The following is a 20639-nucleotide window of genomic DNA, read 5'->3' as shown; positions in this document are numbered from 1 at the left end:
ATGTTTGTTGTTATATCAAATTGGATGAAGTGTTTGTGAAGAAAAATATGGTCAGGAAAAAGCTTGATGATCCGCTGGTCTTTCTGAAAATGCTTCATTCGTGTTAAGTGGAGAATGCTTTATATCATGTTAAAGGGTAAAGTTTTACGGCATAATGCATAACTTAACATTTTCAGTTTCTCTAATTTCTAATTTTGGTAGTTTTTTTACGATTTTCATGGTTCTTAAACTTACGGTAATAACCCTTTGAAACAACTCTAGAGGGTAGGCAGGGTTGCCAATGGTTTCAACAGCATAGCGATTGGCATCATTTACAATGCCACTCTTTTTATCAGTCTTTACACATTGACGGCCCATAATCCATTCAAGAGCAGGCTTGCCATTGACGATATACTCATAAGCTTCCTTAAGGATGTCTGTTATTGTGATATTGCTGTTATAAAAAACAGTAGATTTATCTTTTTCCTTACCTGCTTTTGCGAATTTCATTTCAGTCATATAATAAAACTTTTCGGGATTAGAGATCTCTGTTTGTTTTGGATTGCCTTTTTTAAAGGTCACTGGATAAGGCTCTACATCTTCATAATTCACGTGAAAATGACTAAATCTCACGCCCTGCTGTCACAAACTTCCAAAAATCATCAGCACTCTTTACGCAAGGGATACGAAGTAATTCTTTAGAGAGGTTATCAGCATAACGAGTACGGTAATCTTCCGAATGTAAAAGACCATAAACGTAATAGAATAAATCATCCTTAGAGATTTTTTCATGAGAATAAGCAGCTTTAAAATGGTCTAGATCTTCATCAGTCATGGCATCACGCTTCTGTAAACCAGCTGTTTTACTTTCTTCGAGTAAGACCGTGACATTCAAATTTAAAGAGTTTTTCTTTTACCAATTCTTGTTTAATATTATAACTCCAACTGATCTTTTTTACATCTGTATTGACGAAATTATCTACAGCATTTGCACGTGTTTTACGATCAGAGTGTCGATAGGTAGTATTAAAACGTTCTACTTCGCTGTTATAGAACGTAATCATATTATTCATGTTTTTCTTTAAAACTTCACGGCTTGAGTTATATGTCCACGCATCACGATTAGTTTTTAGACCACAAGAAAAATTTTCAAAGAGCTTTTTATTATGTCCTTTCTTAAAGATCACTAGCCCAGCGAATGGCACGAATATAACTGTCATAAAGTGTTTGTACATAAGTTGTTTTGGATTGAGCCGTGTAAGTTTCACTGATACGTTTATTTAATATCGGATAAGGGGTATTCTTCGCATTATCATTAGCACTTTTTTGACCGGTTGAATAAGGAGGGTTGCTGAAGATAACTTCGATAGTCAAATTTTTCTGATGTTCTAAATATGCGCTGTTTTCCTTTAGTAAACCTTTCATCAAATCTTGTTTTTAAAGCATCAAAAACGTATCGGTTAAACCAATATGCTTGAAAGGAATATATTCTCCTTTCATCAAACTATGATACGTCGATTCAATGTTAATCGCTGCTATATAATAGGCAAGCAAGACAATCTCATTGGCATGGATATCATGACGGAACTTATATTCCATATCCTCTGGTTTGATGAGATTGGATTGTAATAGCCTTGTGATAAAAGTTCCTGTTCCCGTGAAAGGATCAAGGATAGAAACACCCCGTGACCCCAAGCTTTTGCCAAATTCATTGCGCAACACATCATCAACAGAATGAATGATAAAATCAACAACCTCAACGGGCGTATAAACAATCCCAAGCCTATCCGTGGTCTTCTTAAAGGCCTTGGCAAAAAAGCTTTCATAAAGTGTAATAATAAGATTTTGCCTTGCTAAAGGAGAGATAATCCCTGAAGCACGAAGCCTTACACTGTTATAAAACTCTTGTAATTCCTTGGATTCTTTCTCGATATTCGTTTTATCAAGTTCTGTTAAGATCCTTTCCATGGCTTGCGAAATGGCATTGTTCCCTCATATGCTCCAATAATCCGTGATTTTAAAACTATCCCAAAAAATGGCTTTGACAAAATCAAAAAACTCAGAACGGGGGAATAAGTTTCCTTGTCCTCCAGATACCGATTGAGGTTTGCTTGCTGCTGTTCCAATGGTATGTCTAGAACTTTCTGCTTTTGATGGTATCGAGATCTCATCAACCGTTGTGGTAAGCTCTTTTAATTCATCGTCACGCTTAATCTCTATAATCTCAATCGTATGGTTGCTATCTTGTCTTAAAGACCATCTGATTAATCGTTCTAGTAAGTTTCTCATCTCCCTCATCATGAACCCTGTAGAGGATACTTGTGTGAAGTGAATAAAGAGAATGCTATGAAACGGTCAGTTGATGGTAAGTTTTTTTTAACGTTAGAAAAAGGTAAAGATCAGAACATAGTTTTAATATAGACTTGGAGCGTTTTAATATATTGGAATATAAGAATACGGGTTTGATTGAGCTGTTGTATTGTGCTTTTAGCTTTGCTCTTTTTAACAGGATAGGCAATAAAATGGATATCAGGCATTAAATATTTCAGTTCACGCATTGAGCGCCATATGTGGTAATCATGGGTGACGATATAAAGGCTTTTATAGTGGTGCTTTTTGATCCAAACTGCGCTTTCTTTGGCATTCCCTCTGGTGTTAGTTGCTTTATGCCCAATGTCAATACAACAGGAGACAAGTCGTGGATTAATATGCATGTTATGCATGAAATTTTTCAGATTGGTTGTGGTGTTTACACCACTGATGAAGAGTCGTGAACCAAGCCCTTTTTGTAAAAGATGAAGTCCTGTCTCTATTCGGTTTTCTCCACCTGTAAGCACGATGATGGCATCAGCTTTGGGGAGAGGCATTGGGGGGAAAAGTCGTTCGGTTTTTTCAGAAAAAATAATAAAGCCCCCCCAAAAAATGAAAATAATGATTGCAAGAGTAAGTGTTGTGGGGGGAAAATAGCGAAATAAGCTGCGAGGAAACCAATTAGAGTGAGACTGTTTTGAAATAGAACGCTCTAAATCGTCTTGCATCAATAGGTTAGAGCTGTTGTGAGCCATAAAATTAAAATAAACCATTTTCACATTGATCGATTTTTTTCAGTTGTGCTAAAATAGTCATGCGGTTTGTAAGGGTGGTGAGAAAAGAAACGAAAATAATAAGGAGAATGATTTTTCCATAGGGAATAAGCTTTATGGAAATATAGCCAAATAAAGCTGTTATTTGGCTGGCTTCTGCTTTTCCGAGGTTGTAATTCGTCCAGAGACAAAAGGCTGAAAACAGAAATATGCTTGTGAGACCACCATATAAAGCACCGCGAAGGGCGTTTTTAAAAAAATACCAATCAAATTGACGCGCAATGAAAAGGGTTTCAGTACCAAGAAAATATAACACATTAATAATATGGGCATTTTCTGCCAATGCATTGCGGGTGGCAAAAATGATGGTGAGGATGAGAGAGCTTAGAACCAATACTAAAATTGAAAAACCAATGAAAACAGTGGTGTATGCCATGGTCGCAAAACGATGGACCCAAACACGGTGATCATCAAATTGACCGCCTGGAATTTGAGTTTTAATGGCATGATGGATGGCGGCAAAATTGATTTTTTCATCCTCTTTCAAAGTGACAATGATAAGGCGGGGTAGGGGCAATTCATTCAAATTAAAACCCGTTCCAAGCCATGGTTCCAGCAACTTTTCGGTGGCTTTTGGGTCAACAATTTTTGCATCTTGGACACCAGAAAAGGTTTTAACTAGTTGGACAGCATCATGAAGTGCTTTATTGATATCAACATTGTCAACGGGGCGTATTTGTATTGTGGCTTCATAGCTAATTTGATTGCTCCAATTTTTGGCAGAACGCTGAACTAAATCAACGCCAATTAAGGTGAGACTTGAGAGAAATGTCATAATAGCGATCACGGTAACCAGCGCTTGCCCAGAAATGTTGCTACTGGGAATAATCGCCGTTGTGTTTTTTTTATTGCTGGTAAAAATGGAGAAAAATTTATTCATGAATTGTCATCCGTCCGTTATGGAGAAGCATGCGCCGCGCTGCAACTTGTTCCATTAAGGTGATATCATGGGTAGCAATGATAACAGCCGTTCCAAAACGGTTTAATTCAATAAACAAACGGAGGAGGCGTTTTGCCAAGGGCGGATCAACATTTCCTGTTGGTTCATCAGCAAGCAAAATTTCAGGTTGATCAATGAGTGCGCGGGCAATAGCGGCCCTTTGTTTTTCTCCACCAGAGAGAACCGGCGGTAAAACATGAATATGATTTCCCAAGCCTACCCAACAGAGAAGATCTTCCACTTCACTACGATAGGTTATTTCTTCTTGTCCTTTAATGCGTAAAGGCAAAGAAACATTTTCATAGGTGGTCATGTGATCAAGGAGACGAAAATCTTGAAAGACAACACCGATACGTCTTCGTAATGCTGGAAGTTCTTGCCGTTTAAGCAATGCCGTATCCATTCCAAATAAATCAATGTGACCACGCGTTGGTTTGAGTGCTAAAAACATCAGACGCATCAACGATGTTTTACCTGCTCCTGAGGCTCCCGTGAGAAACTGAAATGACCCAGTAGGAATATGAAAGCTAATATCACGAAGGACCTCAGGGCCCATTCCATAGCGCAGGCCGACATTTTCAAAATGAATCACTTTTTGTTATTACTCCTGATTTTATTTTGCACCATTTATTCTAAGAATTCTTTCATCACTTTAGGTTCTTGTTATAAACTTGTTTAGTTTAGATTTTATTGTCTTCAATATTTTTTATACACTTTCGTTATAGATGAATATTCTTGTTCAAGAATATTATCATTTATACTTTCTTTTTTTACTTATTTATGATTTTAGCAGGAATTTCAAAGTGATTCTAGCATAAACATCAGAACTATTTTTCCTTCTTGCTCAGATGCTTTTTGGCATTGAGTGGACATTGAACGATAAAAAAATTATGATGGCCCTTTTATCTTATTTTATTGTTATGAATAAAAGCGCTTGTTGTTAGAGTTGTTGAGATTTTCATGAACTGTTTTGTTTTTTATTATCATCGGTGGTTTTGGTAATAATTCGGTGATTTTCGTAACGATGCTGAGATAATTTTAGCAGAAAAACAAAAATCACCGTATGGTGTATTTTGTCGTGGTTTCTTTAACTTTGTCGATTGGCAATCAGATCTTCAACGACTTGTGGTTCGGAAAGGGTTGAAATATCGCCGATATTGTCAAAATCATTTTCGGCGATTTTTCGTAGAATACGTCTCATAATTTTTCCTGATCGCGTTTTCGGAAGTTGCTGAGAAAACTGAATTTTATCTAATGTGGCGATGGGGCCTATTTCCTTTCTGACATGCTTGATAATGTCTTTTTGCAATGCTTCATTAGCATGTGTTCCTTCCATGAGGGTGATAAAACTATAAATTCCTTGCCCTTTAATAGGATGAGGGTAACCAACAATAGCCGCTTCTGAAACAGCGGGATGAGAAACTAGAGCTGATTCAATTTCGGCGGTTGCTAACCGATGTCCAGAAACATTGAGAATGTCATCAACCCGTCCTGTAATCCAGTAATAACCATCACTATCACGCTTACAGCCATCACCTGAAAAATATTTCCCTTTGTAAGAGGAAAAATAAGTTTGAATAAAGCGTTCATGATCCTTATAGAGGGTACGCATTTGCCCAGGCCATGAATCACTGATACAAAGATTGCCCTCTGCTTCATCTTCTAAAATATTACCTTGGGCATCAACAATTTGCGGTTGAACACCAAAAAAAGGACGTGTGGCTGATCCTGCTTTGAGGGGTATTGCTCCGGGTAAAGGTGTGATCATGTGCCCGCCTGTTTCTGTTTGCCACCATGTATCGAGAATAGGGCAATGGTCATTTCCAATCGTATGATAAAACCATTCCCATGCCTCTGGGTTAATAGGCTCGCCTACAGTTCCTAAGAGACGCAAGGAGGTCCTTGTCGAGCGTTCAACAAATGAATTTCCAGCTCCCATTAAGGTGCGGATAGCTGTTGGTGCTGTATAAAGTGTATTGACTTTGTGTTTGTCGACAATTGCCCAAAATCTGCCCTGGTCAGGAAAGGTTGGGGTGCCTTCAAACATTAAAGTGGTTGCACCATTACATAAAGGTCCATAAACTAAGTAAGAATGACCGGTTATCCAACCAATATCAGCTGTGCACCAATAAACTTCATCGAGGTGGTAATCGAAAACATATTGGTGGGTCATTGATGCAAAGACAAGATAGCCTGCTGTGGTATGTAAAACACCTTTCGGTTTGCCGGTTGAGCCTGAAGTATAAAGTATGAAAAGCGGATCTTCAGCATTCATTTGTTCTGGTGGACAGTCTATTGGGGTATGAGCTATTTCTTCGTGGTACCAAAAATCACGTCCATCTATCCAGTGAATTGGTCCACAAGTTCGCTGGATAACCATGACTTGGTCCACATGCACATTTTGGCGGGAAGCAATTTCAATAGCATGATCAATATTATCTTTTAAGTTAATTTGTTTGCCGCCACGCAAGCCGTGATCAGCAGTAATGATGAAGGTTGATTCACAGTCAACAAGGCGTCCTGCTATTGCTTCAGGAGAAAAGCCAGCGAAAATAACTGAATGAATGGCACCAATACGGCAACACGCTAACATAGCATAGGCTGCTTCCGGAATCATGGGAAGATAAATGGTGACTTTATCACCTTTCTTAATGCCATGGCTTTTCAAAATATTGGCAAAACGACAAACATGTTCATAAAGTTCATTATAGGTTATTTTTTTATCATGATAGGGGTTATCACCTTCCCAAATAAGTGCAATGCGATCGCCATGGTTTTTTAAATGGCGATCAATGCAGTTATAGGCAACATTTGTTGTCCCATCCTCGTACCATCGAATTGATACATCACCGTTAAAGGAAGTGTTTTTTACTTTTGTATAGGGTTTAAACCATTCAATGCGTTGACCATGTTTTGCCCAGAAGTTTTCTGGATCATTGATACTTTCTTGATACCATTTTTCATAAGTTTCCTCATCAAGCAAAGCATTTTTCTTGATCTCTTCCGATATCGAATAAATTTTCTCAGTCATGTTTCCCTCTTTTATTTTATTGTTTAGAAAGATCTGCCGCTGTATTTTTTATGTTTATATTTTGTGCAGCATGTTCCCAAAAGCTTTTCATTGTGAGGTTAGACTAAATTACAAAGCTTAGAATAGTCAATTTTAAAAATCTGATATTATTGTCTTAAAGAAAGTATTTTATGTTTATTTAGGATATTAAAATGGAGCTTATTAGAGTACAGAGCTTTAAAAAAATTCTTATAATTTCATAATGAATATTCATTATAAAAAAAAATCCTGATTAGAAGATATGATTTATAATAGATATTTCTGAAAACTGTTTTATCTATAGATGTAGATATTTAATTTTAGCATATTTTTTCGAATATATTTACAAAATCATTTAATTTCAGAGATATCTTTATGGTTATCTTCTATAAATTAGAACCAACAATGCTAAGCTGAATGTCCAAAGCTCACAATAGCACCTTCAATGTGTCCTCCTCCTAAATCTATAGAGAGTAACCTAAAAGAATATCTCCTAGTTCTCTAAATAGAGCTCATCCTGCTGCATCTGTTAGTCATCCCTAACTTTCTAGCTGAGAGTTGGTAAAATCATGTTAGCAACAAAAACTGCTAACGCTACATGCATTTCCATGAATAGGTTCTAAATTATGCAAATGATCAAAAGAATGCCTTGTTAGCTAATGATCGAATGAATAAAATCTATAATTTTTGCTTTTATGTATATTTCAAATGATTAGTATATGATTTAAAGAAATATCAGATATTATTTAAACAGTATTATAATAAAAATAATTTATAAATAATAAATATATATTTTATGAAAAATAATTACTCTTAATAATATTATAATGTTTGTAAATTTTAAAAAATTTATTACTTATTATATTCTTAATAAAAACTTAAAATAAAAAAGTCATTTATCTGAAAAGTTGTTATTATTCTGTTGATTAATAAGAAACAGAAGAAAATATAGTTATACCATTTTTAAAATCAGTTTTGTGGCATTATTTTGTACGTATATGTTATATCTACATGTACGGGAGTTGTTTTTAATTTTTTAGGTGAATATAGACCATATTGTACGCTTTGTAGAGCATAGTTTGTAGAGCATAGAAAAGTCTCTATACAATGTTGTTTTTGTGATGGTACATGCTCTCTAGTACGATTTTGTATGTTTGCTCGGGTACAGGATATATTTAGCTTAGTAGATTACTTACATTATTGGATATCGTATTTGCTGTTCATAAGTTTTTCCTTTTTGCTTGACTATATTGAAGTGTGGGATGCTCATATCAGAGAGGTCGATAGAACTTACTTTTTAATGAAAATGATCGCAATAACCGTCGTGTTATTTCTGTGATTATTTATTTCGAAATACTTTGTGTTTTTCATGTACAATTACAATTTATCCTTCTCACTTTAACTTAAATGCAAAGGAAGAGCAGGATTTTTTTGTATACGGGGAATTATACGTGAGCATTTTGCTACCTTTTTATTTGATTTTTGTGATGTTGAAATGTGGATTCTCAATGGACATAGGTTTAAACAGGGCGTTTTCCAAATAAAGCAGTGCCAATACGAAGGGTGTTAGAACCAAATTGTAAGGCAATTTTGAAGTCATTGGACATGCCCATAGAAAGTTTTTGTAGTTCTGCTTGTTTTGCTAATTTTGCTAACAATGCAAAATAAGGGCCGGGATTTTCTTGAATAGGTGCAATCCCCATAAGACCGATAATATCGAGTCCATAGGCGTTTTTGCATTGAGAAACAAAGGGGATCACTTCTTGTGGTGTTACACCACTTTTTTGAGGCTCTAACCCAATGTTGACTTGTACATAACAAGGAAGATGTCTTTTCTGTTTTTGCATTTCTTCCGCCAAAATTTTGGCTATTTTTTCGCGATCAACCGTTTGAATGACATCAAAAATTTTGACGGCTTGTGCTGTTTTGTTTGATTGTAAGGGACCGATAAGATGAAGTTTTATATTTTCAAATTGTTGACGTAAATCAGGCCATTTTTGTGCTGCTTCTTGCACGCGGTTTTCTGCAAACAAGGATTGACCTGCTTGCAAAAGAGGACGTATATCAGCGGCGGAAACAGTTTTTGAAACAGCGATAAGTTCAATTTCTTCTACGGGGCGTTGTATCTCTTGGCATATTGCTGCAATATCTTTTTGAAGCGTTTGCCATGCTTCAATGGAAGGGTTATGGAGGAGCATGTGTGTATTCATATGTTTGTGCTTTACCGTTTTTGTTTAAGAGTTGGTCGTTTTTGTAAAAGTTTTATAAAATACTTAGGGAAATATTTCACGAAAATGTTGACGGTAAGATTAATCCATGGTCAAGCATAATAAAATAAGTTTTTGAGTTCAGTTTTATTAAAAGAGTATAATGGGAATGACGATTGAACATGATAATATAGGCGAACGCTATAATCCACGTGCGAGAGAAGAAAAATGGCAAAAAATTTGGGATGAAAAGAAAATTTTTCAGATTTCCCAAGAAGATTGTCGTGAAAAATATTATGTTTTAGAGATGTTTCCTTATCCGTCAGGCCGCATTCATATGGGGCATGTGCGCAATTATGCAATGGGAGATGTGGTTGCACGCTATAAACGCGCAAAGGGATTTAATGTGCTTCATCCTATGGGGTGGGATGCTTTTGGTATGCCGGCTGAAAATGCTGCTTTGCAAAGTAAAGTGCATCCTAAAGCTTGGACCTATCAAAATATTGCTGTGATGCGTAGCCAATTAAAAAGATTAGGGCTTTCCTTGGATTGGGCGCGTGAATTTGCAACTTGTGATGTGGAATATTATCATCGCCAACAAATACTGTTCCTTGATTTTTATCAAAAGGGGTTGGTAGCGCGTAAAGTAGCGAAAGTTAATTGGGATCCAGTTGATCATACTGTTTTGGCTAATGAACAGGTTGTTGATGGACGGGGATGGCGTTCTGGTGCGTTGGTTGAACAACGTGAGTTGACGCAGTGGTTTTTCAAAATTAGCAATTTTAGTGAAAATCTCTTGGCTGGGCTTGAAGAGTTGAACCAATGGCCGGAAAAAGTTCGCACTATGCAAAAAAATTGGATTGGAAAATCACAAGGTTTGCTGATTCGTTGGGCTTTAAAATCGGCTGGTGATGCTGATGATATTTGTGATAAATTTGATGAAGTTGTTTGTTATTCAACGCGTCCTGATACACTTTTTGGTGCCTCTTTTTTAGCTCTGTCTGTTGATCATCCTATTGCACAAGCTTTGGCAAAAAAAGATAAAGCGTTGAGTGATTTTATCGAAAATTGTCGGTGGGGTGCAACGACAACGGTAGCACTTGAAACAGCTGAAAAACAAGGATTTCTTACGCCCCTTTTGGCGGTGCATCCTTTTGATTCAACGATGCATATTCCCGTTTATGTTGCTAATTTTGTGCTTATGGATTATGGAACAGGAGTTGTTTTTGGTTGTCCGGCTCATGATCAGAGAGATTTCGATTTTGCACGTAAATATGATCTTCCGATAAAACCAGTGGTTTTACCACGAGGGATGCAAGAAAAAGATTTTGTTATTACTAAAACACCTTATACGGGTGATGGTGTGATGATCAATTCCAGCTTTTTAGATGGTTTGACATCCCAAAAAGCTGTTGAAGAAGCCGCTGAAAGGCTTGAAAAACAAATGCTCAAGGGGCAACCACAAGCGAAAAAAACGGTGCAATTTCGATTGCGTGATTGGGGGATTTCTCGTCAACGTTATTGGGGATGCCCCATTCCGATGATCCATTGTATAACTTGTGGAGTCGTTCCAGTGCCGCGCGACGATTTACCTGTTGTGTTGCCTGATGATGTTACTTTTGATCAACCGGGAAATCCTCTTGCGCGCCATGAAACATGGCAGAATGTTACTTGTCCTTCCTGTGGTCAACCAGCCAAACGTGAAACCGATACAATGGACACATTTGTTGACTCTTCTTGGTATTATGCTCGCTTTACCGCTCCTTTGGCATCGGAACCGGTTGACAAACAAGCAATAGCTGAATGGTTGCCTGTGCAACAGTATATTGGTGGAATTGAGCACGCGATTTTGCATCTTCTTTATGCGCGCTTTTTTATGCGTGCTATGAAATTGGTCGGTCATGTGGCAGTTGATGAGCCTTTTAAGGGGCTTTTTACGCAAGGGATGGTGGTGCATGAAACCTATCGGGATGATCAGGGGTGGGTTTCTCCAGCAGAAATTTCGATTGTTGAAAAAGAGGGAAAGCGTAAGGCTTATAAGATAGCCGATCAAAGTGAAGTAACGATTGGTTTGATTGAGAAAATGTCAAAATCAAAAAAAAATGTCGTTGATCCTGATGATATTATTGCATCCTATGGCGCTGATACTGTGCGCTGGTTTGTGTTATCAGATTCTCCTCCTGAAAGAGATGTCATCTGGACAGAATCTGGTGTTGAAGGTGCACATCGTTTTGTACAGCGTGTTTGGCGTTGTGTGGCGGTGAGTGCCCCTGTTTTAAAGAATGTGGTGCCCTGTGCAGGGCAGCAGGGGGCAGCTTTGGAACTCTCAAAAGTAGCCCATCGCATGCTTTGCGCTGTAGAAGATGATTTGGAAAAATTCGCTTTTAATCGCGCAATTGCACGCCTTTATGAATTCTTGAATATTATGGCGCCGTTGCTAAACAGGATAGCAAATGTTGACAATGAAATGAAAGCTTCTTTACGGCAGGCCATGGATTTTTTTCTGGCTATGATTGCACCAATGATGCCTCATTTAGCAGAAGAATGTCATGCTGCTTTAGGGGAAAAAACTTTAATGTCTGTGCTTGCTTGGCCTGTTTATGATCCCAAATTAATCATTGAAGAAAGCTATACTTTGCCGGTACAAATTAATGGCAAAAAACGTGGTGAGGTGACTGTTGCAGCAGGAGCAAATGAAACGATGATTAAAGAAGCGGTTTTGGCTTTAGATTTTGTACAGGTGCAGCTGGTTGAAAAGTCTGTGAAAAAAATCATTGTTGTTCCAAAAAGGATTGTGAATGTCGTTTTTTAAAAGTTTTATTTTTGTCGTTTTAGCTGGGATGTTCACATTGTTGTGTGGATGCAAAGTTGAACCACTTTATCGTCAAGAGTTACAGAGTTTAAGAGCAATGCATTCTGCTTCTTATAGGGAGTCTGTTTCTGAAGCCCCTTCTGAACCAAATTCTTCAGGACTGGCAGCAAAGCTTGCTTCTATTGTTGTGGAAGAACCTGCAGATCATTTTGGTCAAATAGTGCGCAATCATCTGCTGTTTCTTTTGTATGGAAATGATAGTAAACCTTCCGCGCCAGCTTATCGATTGACATTGCAGATATCCGTATTTACAAGGGAATCTATGCAGATAGAGGTTGATTTCAAGAAAAAACGAAAGGGACGCCCTTCTGTTGGAACTGTTATGAGCAGAGCTTCTTATACCTTGCAAGATATGAAAAATGCTTTTGTTGCAAAAGGAACAGCAACATTGAACGCATCTTTTGACCGACTTCGTCAAGAATATGCAACGATGCAAGCAGAAGAAGATGCAAAAAAACGGGTTGCAGAAGAGTTGGCTGAACAGATTTTTTTGTTACTTTCAAAAGATCTGGCCAATAAAGTCTCTTGATATTAAGCAATATTTTGTCCTGTTTTTTTCCAGTCGTTGAGAAATATTTGCAATCCTTTATCGGTGAGAGGATGTTGGACGAGTGCTTTTAAGACTGTTGGTGGAATTGTTGCAACGTCAGCACCGCTTAGGGCTGCTTCTTTGACATGATTAACGGTGCGGATTGAAGCAGCCAAAATTCGTGTTTCAAAGTTATAGTTATCATAAATTGTGCGAATTTCATGAAGCAGTTCACAGCCATTATTTCCGCAATCATCAAGTCTACCAATAAAAGGTGAAACGAATGTTGCGCCTGCTTTGGCAGCTAATAAGGCCTGATTGGCAGAAAAACAAAGTGTGAGATTTGTTTTTAGTCCTTCTGCTGTAAGGGCTTTACAGGCTTTTAATCCATCAAGTGTTAAAGGAAGTTTGATACAAATATTGTCGGCAACCTTTGCTAAAACAGATGCTTCTTTCATCATGTCTTCAAATTGAGTTGCAGCAACTTCAGCAGAAACAGGTCCGTTAACAAGAGCACAAATTTCTTTTGTAACATCAAGAATATTGCGTCCTGATTTTAGGATGAGAGAAGGATTGGTGGTAACACCATCAACAAGGCTTAAATTCTGTAACTCTTGGATTTCTTCAATATTGGCGCTATCCACAAAAAACTTCATATCTGACCTCTTCTTTTTAATTGTTTTATGCAAAACTTTTCACATTTTGTTTTATTTTTTTGTTATGCGCTATGGTTGCTTGCAAAAGCAAGAGGCAGAATGAATATCTGTATAAATAATAATAACTCTATAGCGTTATTATGCTCCCGCTTTCTGTAAAGACATATCTCTTATTGTTTCAATGTCCCTTTTATGATGTTGCGTGTGACGGGCATAACGATACCCCCCCCATGAGTGATATAAAACTTCATCAATAATATAAAATTTACAAATTACCACCATTTTTATGCTTATGAAGAACAAGCTAAATATCATAACACATTTTGTTCGTTCTTAGGTATTTCTACAGTCCTTAGCAATCGAAACTCTTCATAAAAGGCATTTTAACTGCTTTTTTGTCGTGTTTTTACTTCCACGTAAGCCTTGCCTTTGACGTTATAAGCAAGTGATTTCAATTGATTCAATATGAAAGGGGTACAATGAAAAACTTTTACCCTATTCAGAGTTTTGATTCAAGTTGAAAGGAGACTATTTATTTTTGTAAATCAATGCGTTGCGCATAAAAGGCATAGGGCTTATTGCGTAGCAGTATCTTTTATTGCTGGAAATAAGCTAGCATTCTCACATTATGTTTCTCACTTTCCATTTGCGATTATTTTTAATATTTGAGAGTGTTCACTAAGATATCTTCTTTTCTCATGGGGTTTACATTTAATTCGCTTGTAACGTGTAAGCGAATAGATTTATTCGGTTGTTGGATTTATGGGGTCGGAAAACACCAGTGAAGAAGGCTTGTAAAATTTTATGCGTGAGGTATTTTTATGATCAATGCATTGATTTATAATGATAAATAATCTCTTTTCAACTTGAATATAATGTCGGAGATAATAAGATTTCCTCAGCATATATTTTACTTATGTTGAAGTTCTTAAATTGAATCAATCAAAATCGCTTGTTTGCACTTCATAAATTAAGGGCAGAAATGTGGATAATAAACATTTAAGAAAGTACTAAAGATGCTTCTTATGAATTGTCTCGAGAGTCAAGGATTGTTGAGACATTAGAAGCTGGCAAAGTGTGTGATGGTGTTTGGCTTGCTCTTTTGTGAAGCGTAAAGATGGTGGTGATCTATAAATTTTTATATGATTTATAGAGGGCTTTGTTGTTATATTTCTCACAATTTCCGTTGCGAAGAGAGTTTTGGTTTTTATGAGAGTGTGATGAATATTTAGAGAAGGGAGCTGTATTACATGAAAGGGGATCATTTTAGGGAGAAATATAAACTCCATGAAGAGGCTGTAAGCCTGTTTAGGATGCTGGATTGTTTATAAGACATCATTTGCAGAGCATTGTTGACAGATTGATGGGGTGAAGAATCTTCATTTTTGAGATGTGAGGAAGCATTCAATGGCTAATGATCATTGAGGTTTGTGGTCGTTGGAGACACCATAAGATGATGTGAAAAGTGAGCTAAAATAGCGTTGAATGTTTAGAAACTTTATTGGAAAATTTTTTGAAAATAAAAATCTGTGGCACAAATTCTTCAACAATACGCTTTTCTGCTGCTTGTATTGTTGTTTATTCCCAACCAAGCTGAAGATGTAAGTATTATTTCATGCTTTAGCATGAAGCTAAGATGAATATTGCGGTGAGTCTATTTGTACTATTATTTTACTTGCAATCAAAAATATGAGACACTCTTTCATCTAGAGATTTATAAATGTTTTTTGATACGTTTGAAATGAAAAAAATTTATCGTATTGAAGTGCTTTTATTACACTATGTAAAATAATAATTTATATTTATAAATCAGTATATTAAGAATAAATTGAGACATGGTGCAGTAAATAATAAAAATATGTGTGGTTCGGGAAGAAGTTACGATATGGGATAGCTTTGTCGAAGGGGAGTACTTACGATATCATGTTGAATACTTATAGTGATGGGTTTTATTTGCATGAGAGAATGACACTGTTTTTTCGCTATAGCGGATGATATTGCTTCCTTTGTTGGTGCTTTGGTGATGAAATGAGTGTTAAAAAGAATTTTGGTGCGAAAAGTTTGTGATAGGGGGAAAAATTGAATCCTACAATGAATTTTATAAGAGTGTTTAATGATAAAGTATAGATTTGTTGGTGCTCAGGGGTTGTAGATTGGTGAACAAGATCGATTCAAAAACGATAGAGGAAAAGATTGTATCCGTATTGGTTCCTCTTCCTGTTTCTCACGCTTATAGTTATAAAGTTCCATCTTCTATGGAGGTGAATGTTGGTTCTTTTGTTCGGGTTCCGGTGATGGGACGCGAAGTTTGCGGTTTTGTTGTGGATGTTGGAGAAAATACAGCGAATGGGCAAGGAATTATCCCGGTGGCGCGTGAAAAATTACGCTCTCTTCTTCATGTTTTTGACTGCCCCCCATTAAAGGTAGAAATGATCACATTTTTGCGTTTTGTTAGTCGCTATACAATGACACCTTTGGGCCTTGTTGCACGATTGATTTTGTCTGTACCAGCTGCTTTAGAGCCGGAAGCACAGATGTTGGGATTGCGATATTGTGGTGGCAATGTAGAACGTCTAACATCAGCGCGATCAAGGGTTTTGGAATTGGTGCACAATGAGAAGGTATGGACACGTTCTGGTCTTGCGAATGCAGCGGGAACTGCGGTTTCTGTTGTTGAGGGGTTAAAAGCGCTAGGGGTTTTTGAAGATGTTATGATTCCTGCTCCTGATCTTGTGGCAATGCCTGATCCTGATTTTTGCCCCCCGCAATTGCAAGGAGCGCAAAATGAAGCAGCAACATTGTTGCGGGAAGGCGTTTTATCTTCTCAGTTTCAAGTTTTTTTGCTTGATGGTGTTACGGGATCAGGAAAAACAGAAGTTTATTATGAGGCAGTTGCTCAAGCTTTCAAAGGGGGTAAGCAGGTTTTAATTTTATTGCCAGAGATCGCTTTAACACAGCAGTTCTTAGATCGTTTTTATGCACGCTTTGGCGCTTTTGCGGCAGAATGGCATTCCGATTTGACACCGCGTCGTAGAGAACGCGTTTGGCGGCAAGTTTCAGAAGGGCGGGTGCGTGTCGTTGCGGGGGCTCGGTCGGCGCTTTTTCTTCCCTTTCATGAACTTGGCTTGATTGTTGTCGATGAAGAACATGATAGCGCGTATAAACAAGAAGAGCGCATTTTTTATCATGCGCGTGATATGGCTGTTGCACGGGGCTCTTTTGAGCATTTTCCTGTTATTTTATCTTCAGCAACACCGTCGATTGAAAGTCAAGCCAATGTTTTAAAAGGACGTTATCAAAAGCTGTCTTTACCATCCCGTTTTAAAGAAGTAGCACTGCCACAATTGCGGGTGATTGATATGCGCCAAGGAGGGGTGCAAAAGGGACGCTTTATTTCCTTTTCTCTGGAAACGGCTTTAAAACAAACTCTTGATAAGGGCGAACAAGCTCTTCTTTTTCTTAATCGTCGTGGTTATGCACCTTTAACTTTATGTCGAGTTTGTGGACATCGTTTTCATTGTACCGATTGTTCTAGTTGGTTGGTAGAACACCGCGTGCAAGGGAAACTGAAATGTCACCATTGTGGATATCATCAGCCACTTCCCGAGGCATGTCCCGAATGTGGGACATTAGATCATCTCGTAGCGTGCGGACCGGGTGTGGAAAGAATTGCAGAAGAAACACAAATGCTTTTTCCACAGGCCCGATCATTAATTCTTTCAACCGATCTCAAAGGGGGAATTGGGCAATTGCGAAGCGAATTACAAGCCATTGCAAATGGCGATGTGGACATTATTATTGGAACGCAGTTGGTCGCTAAAGGACATCATTTTCCCAAGCTCTCTTTGGTTGGCGTTATTGATGCCGATCTTGGTCTTGCCAATGGTGATTTGCGCGCAAGTGAACGTACATTTCAACTGCTTTCTCAAGTTACCGGAAGAGCAGGACGTGTGGGATTGAAAAGTTTAGGATTATTGCAAACCTATCAACCAGATCATCCGGTCATAAAAGCCTTACTTTCATGCAAACCAGAAGACTTTTACACACGTGAGATTGCAGCACGTCAGCATTATCATTTGCCTCCCTATGGGCGGCTTGCCTCTTTGATTGTCTCTGCACAACAGCGCCAAGAAGCAGAACATTATGCACGGGCATTGCGTCAAGCAGCACCACGCGAAAAAAATATCTCTGTTATGGGACCAGCAGAAGCGCCTTTGGCTTTGGTTCGGGGGCGTTATCGTTTTCGACTTTTGCTGCAAGGACAACGCTCTTTTGATATACAAGGATTTATACGTGCAATGCTTAGCGGTACACCCAAAATGCCCAATTCTGTTCGGGTTCAAATTGATATTGATCCGCAAAGCTTTTTCTAAAAATTAGTATTGTAGAAGGATCTTTGCTGAAGGTATTTTTATTTTAGTTATTATATTTTTAGAATAAGAATTAAGCAGTAGGATATTATGCACATGCATTTCGTAAAGATATAATGCATTGATTTATATCAATAATTTATCATTATTCAATTTAAATTAGGTCTCTCAATACTATAGGATCCTTTTATTTAAAATCTGTGTATGTTGAATCAATCAAAATTATGCTCTGATGTAGCATAAGTGGGATTGGCTTGTGGGTAAAATACGATAAAAAAGGAGTTAAAATGCCTCTAATGACTCGTCTCAAGTACTAAGAGTTATCGCAATATTTAAGAGTTGGTAAAGTTTGTGATGGTGTTGGTTTACAGTTGCTTTTTGTTTTTCGTGAAAGCTCTTGTGGCGATAAGGGGGAATTTTTGATAGTGAGGAAGAATTGTTTTGAGAGGAAGAGAAAGAGCGTTTTAAGCAAAATATAGAGAGTGAAAAAATCTCTCCGAAAGTGTCAAAAAGAGGCATAAAAAAACATGATGCTATCCTGAGAATCCAAAAAAACCTTTTTCAAAAATATTTTGAATATTTTATTTAAAATTTTTAGAAAGCAGCGATTTGTGGTGTTGCGAGTCGATCGTGTCTATGCTAGAAGCCAAATGGTTTTTGTTCTAGGTTTTAAGAAAAAGATTCTTAAGATTGAGGATATCTGTTTCATTATCATCTGATAACTATCAGAGAATCGCTCAAGAGAAAGAGGCGGTATTTCGTGTCAGATTCATTTTCTCTCATACCACTGCCGTTGGTAGATCAACGTTATGCGCAAGCACTTTTTGATTGCGTTCAAGAATCAGGAAACGTTGAAGAGGTTGAAAAGGCAGTGGAAGATTTTTTATTTGTCTTAGAGCAAAATGAGGATTTAAAACGCTTCGTGCTCAGTCCGTTCTTTTCAGTCAAAGAGCAAATTAAGATGATGCGATCTGTTTGTGAAAACATCAACTTTGCTGATGAAAACGCAGGGCAGATTATTGGGGATTTTTTCCGCGTTGTCGCAGCAAATCGTAGGCTTAATGCCGTCGTTGGTATTTTACATGCTTTTCAGCGTTGTGTTGCACGCGCTCGTAGCCAAGTTACAGCGCAAATTGTTTCTGCGCGCCCACTGAGTTCTCAACAAAGACAAGAGTTGTGTAAGGCTTTGGAAGGTGTTGTTGGGGGAAAAGCCTTTCTACATATCATTGTGGATCCAACAATTCTTGGTGGATTAATCATTCGTGTGGGGGCGTTTCAAATTGATACGTCTCTTCTAACAAAATTATCTTCGCTTAAGCTTGCATTGAAAAAAGAGGTCAGCTGATGGATATTAGACCATCTGAAATTTCAAAAATTCTAAAAGAACAAATCAAAAACTTCGACCAAAAGGCTGAGGTTTCAGAAATTGGTTGGGTCCTCTCTGTGGGAGATGGCATCGCTCGCGTTTATGGTTTGGATAATGTCCAAGCAGGGGAAATGGTTGTTTTTCCAAATGGTGTGCGTGGTATGGCTCTCAATTTGGAAGTTGATAATGTTGGTGTGGTCATTTTTGGCTCAGATCGCGATATTCGTGAAGGGGATTGTGTAAAGCGATTGGGCGCTATTGTTGATGTTCCTGTAGGACCTGCTTTGCTTGGGCGTGTAGTCGATGCACTTGGAAACCCTATAGATGGTAAGGGACCTCTTAAGGCAACAGAACGTCGTCGTGTCGATGTTAAGGCGCCGGGGATTATTCCACGTCAGTCTGTACATGAACCGATGTCAACCGGATTAAAAGCAATTGATGCACTCATCCCCATTGGGAGGGGGCAGCGTGAATTAGTGATTGGTGATCGCCAAACAGGAAAAACAGCGATTTTGCTCGATACATTTTTAAATCAAAAATCTTTTCATGAAAAAGAAGCTGGACGAGAACAGGACAAAGTTTATTGTATTTATGTAGCTATCGGTCAAAAACGCTCCACGGTGGCGCAATTCGTTAAAGTTTTGGAAGAGCGCGGCGCACTGGAATATTCTATTATCGTTGCGGCAACAGCTTCTGATCCAGCGCCATTGCAATTTATTGCACCTCTTGCAGGATGTGCTATGGGTGAATATTTTCGTGATAATGGGCAACATGCTTTGATCGGTTATGATGATTTGTCAAAACAGGCCGTGGCTTATCGCCAAATGTCTCTTTTGTTGCGTCGTCCTCCAGGTCGTGAAGCTTATCCGGGAGATGTTTTCTATCTTCATTCTCGTCTTTTAGAGCGGGCTGCAAAGTTGAATGCGGAAAATGGATCGGGGTCGTTGACAGCCTTGCCGGTTATTGAAACGCAAGCAAATGATGTTTCAGCCTATATTCCTACCAATGTGATTTCGATTACCGATGGGCAAATTTTCCTAGAGACTAATTTATTTTATCAAGGAATTCGTCCTGCTGTAAATGTTGGTCTTTCTGTATCGCGTGTTGGTTCTGCAGCACAAATTAAGGCAATGAAGCAGGTGGCTGGCTCGATTAAAGGTGAATTGGCACAATATCGTGAAATGGCTGCTTTTGCGCAGTTTGGCTCTGATTTGGATGCGTCAACCCAGCGTCTGTTGAATCGCGGAGCGCGCTTGACAGAGCTTTTGAAGCAGCCACAGTTTTCTCCACTGAAAACAGAAGAACAGGTGGTTGTTATTTTCGCAGGTGTAAATGGCTATCTTGATTCTTTGGAAGTTTCTGATGTCGCGCGGTTTGAACAGGGACTTTTGGTGCTTTTGCGTAGTGATTACCAAGATCTTTTAAATGCAATTGCTGAACAAAAGCAGATAACAGATGAGCTGAAAGATAAGTTGATGACAGTTCTTAACACTTATGCGAAAAATTTTTCGTGATGAATTGATGGAAT

The 20639-nt window shown here is 38.1% G+C and carries 12 protein-coding genes and 1 pseudogene; 5 read left to right on the top strand and 8 right to left on the bottom strand.

What is annotated here, in order from left to right; genetic code table 11:
• Nucleotides 1-144 precede the first annotated feature (144 nt).
• From MCY_RS09845 to MCY_RS00790, 7 genes and pseudogenes are all read right to left on the bottom strand, one after another.
• Nucleotides 145-1968: pseudogene (locus MCY_RS09845) on the bottom strand (type ISP restriction/modification enzyme); the annotation flags it as partial.
• Nucleotides 1969-1971: 3 nt separating this feature from the next.
• Nucleotides 1972-2268, bottom strand: coding sequence for a hypothetical protein (locus MCY_RS10275; RefSeq protein WP_019224250.1), 297 nt, complete (start codon nucleotides 2266-2268; stop codon nucleotides 1972-1974).
• 110 nt (nucleotides 2269-2378) lie between these two features.
• Nucleotides 2379-3062 carry a YdcF family protein gene (locus MCY_RS00810; RefSeq protein WP_007346465.1) on the bottom strand — a complete coding sequence of 228 codons (684 nt, stop codon included), beginning with the start codon at nucleotides 3060-3062 and terminating at the stop codon, nucleotides 2379-2381.
• On the bottom strand, nucleotides 3049-4002 hold the full coding sequence (locus MCY_RS00805; protein WP_007346464.1) for a cell division protein FtsX: 954 nt from the start codon (nucleotides 4000-4002) through the stop codon (nucleotides 3049-3051). The genes MCY_RS00810 and MCY_RS00805 overlap by 14 nt, the downstream gene beginning before the upstream one ends.
• Entirely contained in the window at nucleotides 3995-4654 is a 660-nt protein-coding gene (gene ftsE / locus MCY_RS00800; protein ID WP_007346463.1) for a cell division ATP-binding protein FtsE, read from the bottom strand. Before ftsE ends, MCY_RS00805 begins: the two co-directional genes overlap by 8 nt.
• 495 nt (nucleotides 4655-5149) lie before the next feature.
• Nucleotides 5150-7093 carry an acetate--CoA ligase gene (gene acs, locus MCY_RS00795; RefSeq protein WP_007346462.1) on the bottom strand — a complete coding sequence of 648 codons (1944 nt, stop codon included), beginning with the start codon at nucleotides 7091-7093 and terminating at the stop codon, nucleotides 5150-5152.
• A 1538-nt stretch (nucleotides 7094-8631) separates the two neighbouring features.
• Nucleotides 8632-9321, bottom strand: a complete 690-nt coding sequence (locus MCY_RS00790) for a YggS family pyridoxal phosphate-dependent enzyme (protein ID WP_007346461.1) — start codon at nucleotides 9319-9321, stop codon at nucleotides 8632-8634.
• Between the two features lie 166 nt (nucleotides 9322-9487).
• Between MCY_RS00790 and leuS the strand changes: the two genes are divergently transcribed.
• Nucleotides 9488-12130 carry a leucine--tRNA ligase gene (leuS, locus tag MCY_RS00785; RefSeq protein ID WP_007346460.1) on the top strand — a complete coding sequence of 881 codons (2643 nt, stop codon included), beginning with the start codon at nucleotides 9488-9490 and terminating at the stop codon, nucleotides 12128-12130.
• Entirely contained in the window at nucleotides 12117-12719 is a 603-nt protein-coding gene (locus MCY_RS00780) for an LPS assembly lipoprotein LptE (protein ID WP_007346459.1), read from the top strand. The genes leuS and MCY_RS00780 overlap by 14 nt, the downstream gene beginning before the upstream one ends.
• Nucleotides 12720-12721: 2 nt before the next feature.
• Here the strand turns inward: MCY_RS00780 and fsa are convergent, their stop codons facing one another.
• A complete protein-coding gene (gene fsa / locus MCY_RS00775; RefSeq protein ID WP_007346458.1) occupies nucleotides 12722-13375 on the bottom strand; it encodes a fructose-6-phosphate aldolase in 654 nt (217 codons plus the stop codon).
• A gap of 2156 nt (nucleotides 13376-15531) precedes the next feature.
• Between fsa and MCY_RS00770 the strand changes: the two genes are divergently transcribed.
• From MCY_RS00770 to atpA, 3 genes are all read left to right on the top strand, one after another.
• Nucleotides 15532-17748: a primosomal protein N' gene (locus MCY_RS00770; RefSeq protein WP_007346457.1), complete on the top strand. Its 2217-nt coding sequence runs from the start codon at nucleotides 15532-15534 to the stop codon at nucleotides 17746-17748.
• 757 nt (nucleotides 17749-18505) lie between these two features.
• Entirely contained in the window at nucleotides 18506-19090 is a 585-nt protein-coding gene (atpH, locus tag MCY_RS00765) for an ATP synthase F1 subunit delta (protein ID WP_007346456.1), read from the top strand.
• Nucleotides 19090-20625 (top strand): F0F1 ATP synthase subunit alpha, encoded by a 1536-nt coding sequence (gene atpA / locus MCY_RS00760; protein WP_007346455.1) that lies wholly within the window; start codon nucleotides 19090-19092, stop codon nucleotides 20623-20625. Before atpH ends, atpA begins: the two co-directional genes overlap by 1 nt.
• Nucleotides 20626-20639 lie beyond the last annotated feature (14 nt).

The sequence above is a fragment of the Bartonella rattimassiliensis 15908 genome (assembly GCF_000278215.1).
Lineage (GTDB): Bacteria > Pseudomonadota > Alphaproteobacteria > Rhizobiales > Rhizobiaceae > Bartonella > Bartonella rattimassiliensis.
Note: the sequence above shows the minus strand (reverse complement) of the source record. Positions and strands in the feature narration are given on the sequence as shown.

Bases quoted from the DNA above. Each gene is read 5' to 3' on its own strand.
- MCY_RS10275 (WP_019224250.1), bottom strand. From the start codon at position 2,268: ATGAGAAACTTACTAGAACGATTAATCAGATGGTCTTTAAGACAAGAT.
- MCY_RS00805 (WP_007346464.1), bottom strand. From the start codon at position 4,002: ATGAATAAATTTTTCTCCATTTTTACCAGCAATAAAAAAAACACAACG.
- MCY_RS00780 (WP_007346459.1), top strand. From the start codon at position 12,117: ATGTCGTTTTTTAAAAGTTTTATTTTTGTCGTTTTAGCTGGGATGTTC.
- acs (WP_007346462.1), bottom strand. From the start codon at position 7,093: ATGACTGAGAAAATTTATTCGATATCGGAAGAGATCAAGAAAAATGCT.
- MCY_RS00790 (WP_007346461.1), bottom strand. From the start codon at position 9,321: ATGAATACACACATGCTCCTCCATAACCCTTCCATTGAAGCATGGCAA.
- fsa (WP_007346458.1), bottom strand. From the start codon at position 13,375: ATGAAGTTTTTTGTGGATAGCGCCAATATTGAAGAAATCCAAGAGTTA.
- atpA (WP_007346455.1), top strand. From the start codon at position 19,090: ATGGATATTAGACCATCTGAAATTTCAAAAATTCTAAAAGAACAAATC.
- leuS (WP_007346460.1), top strand. From the start codon at position 9,488: ATGACGATTGAACATGATAATATAGGCGAACGCTATAATCCACGTGCG.
- MCY_RS00810 (WP_007346465.1), bottom strand. From the start codon at position 3,062: ATGGTTTATTTTAATTTTATGGCTCACAACAGCTCTAACCTATTGATG.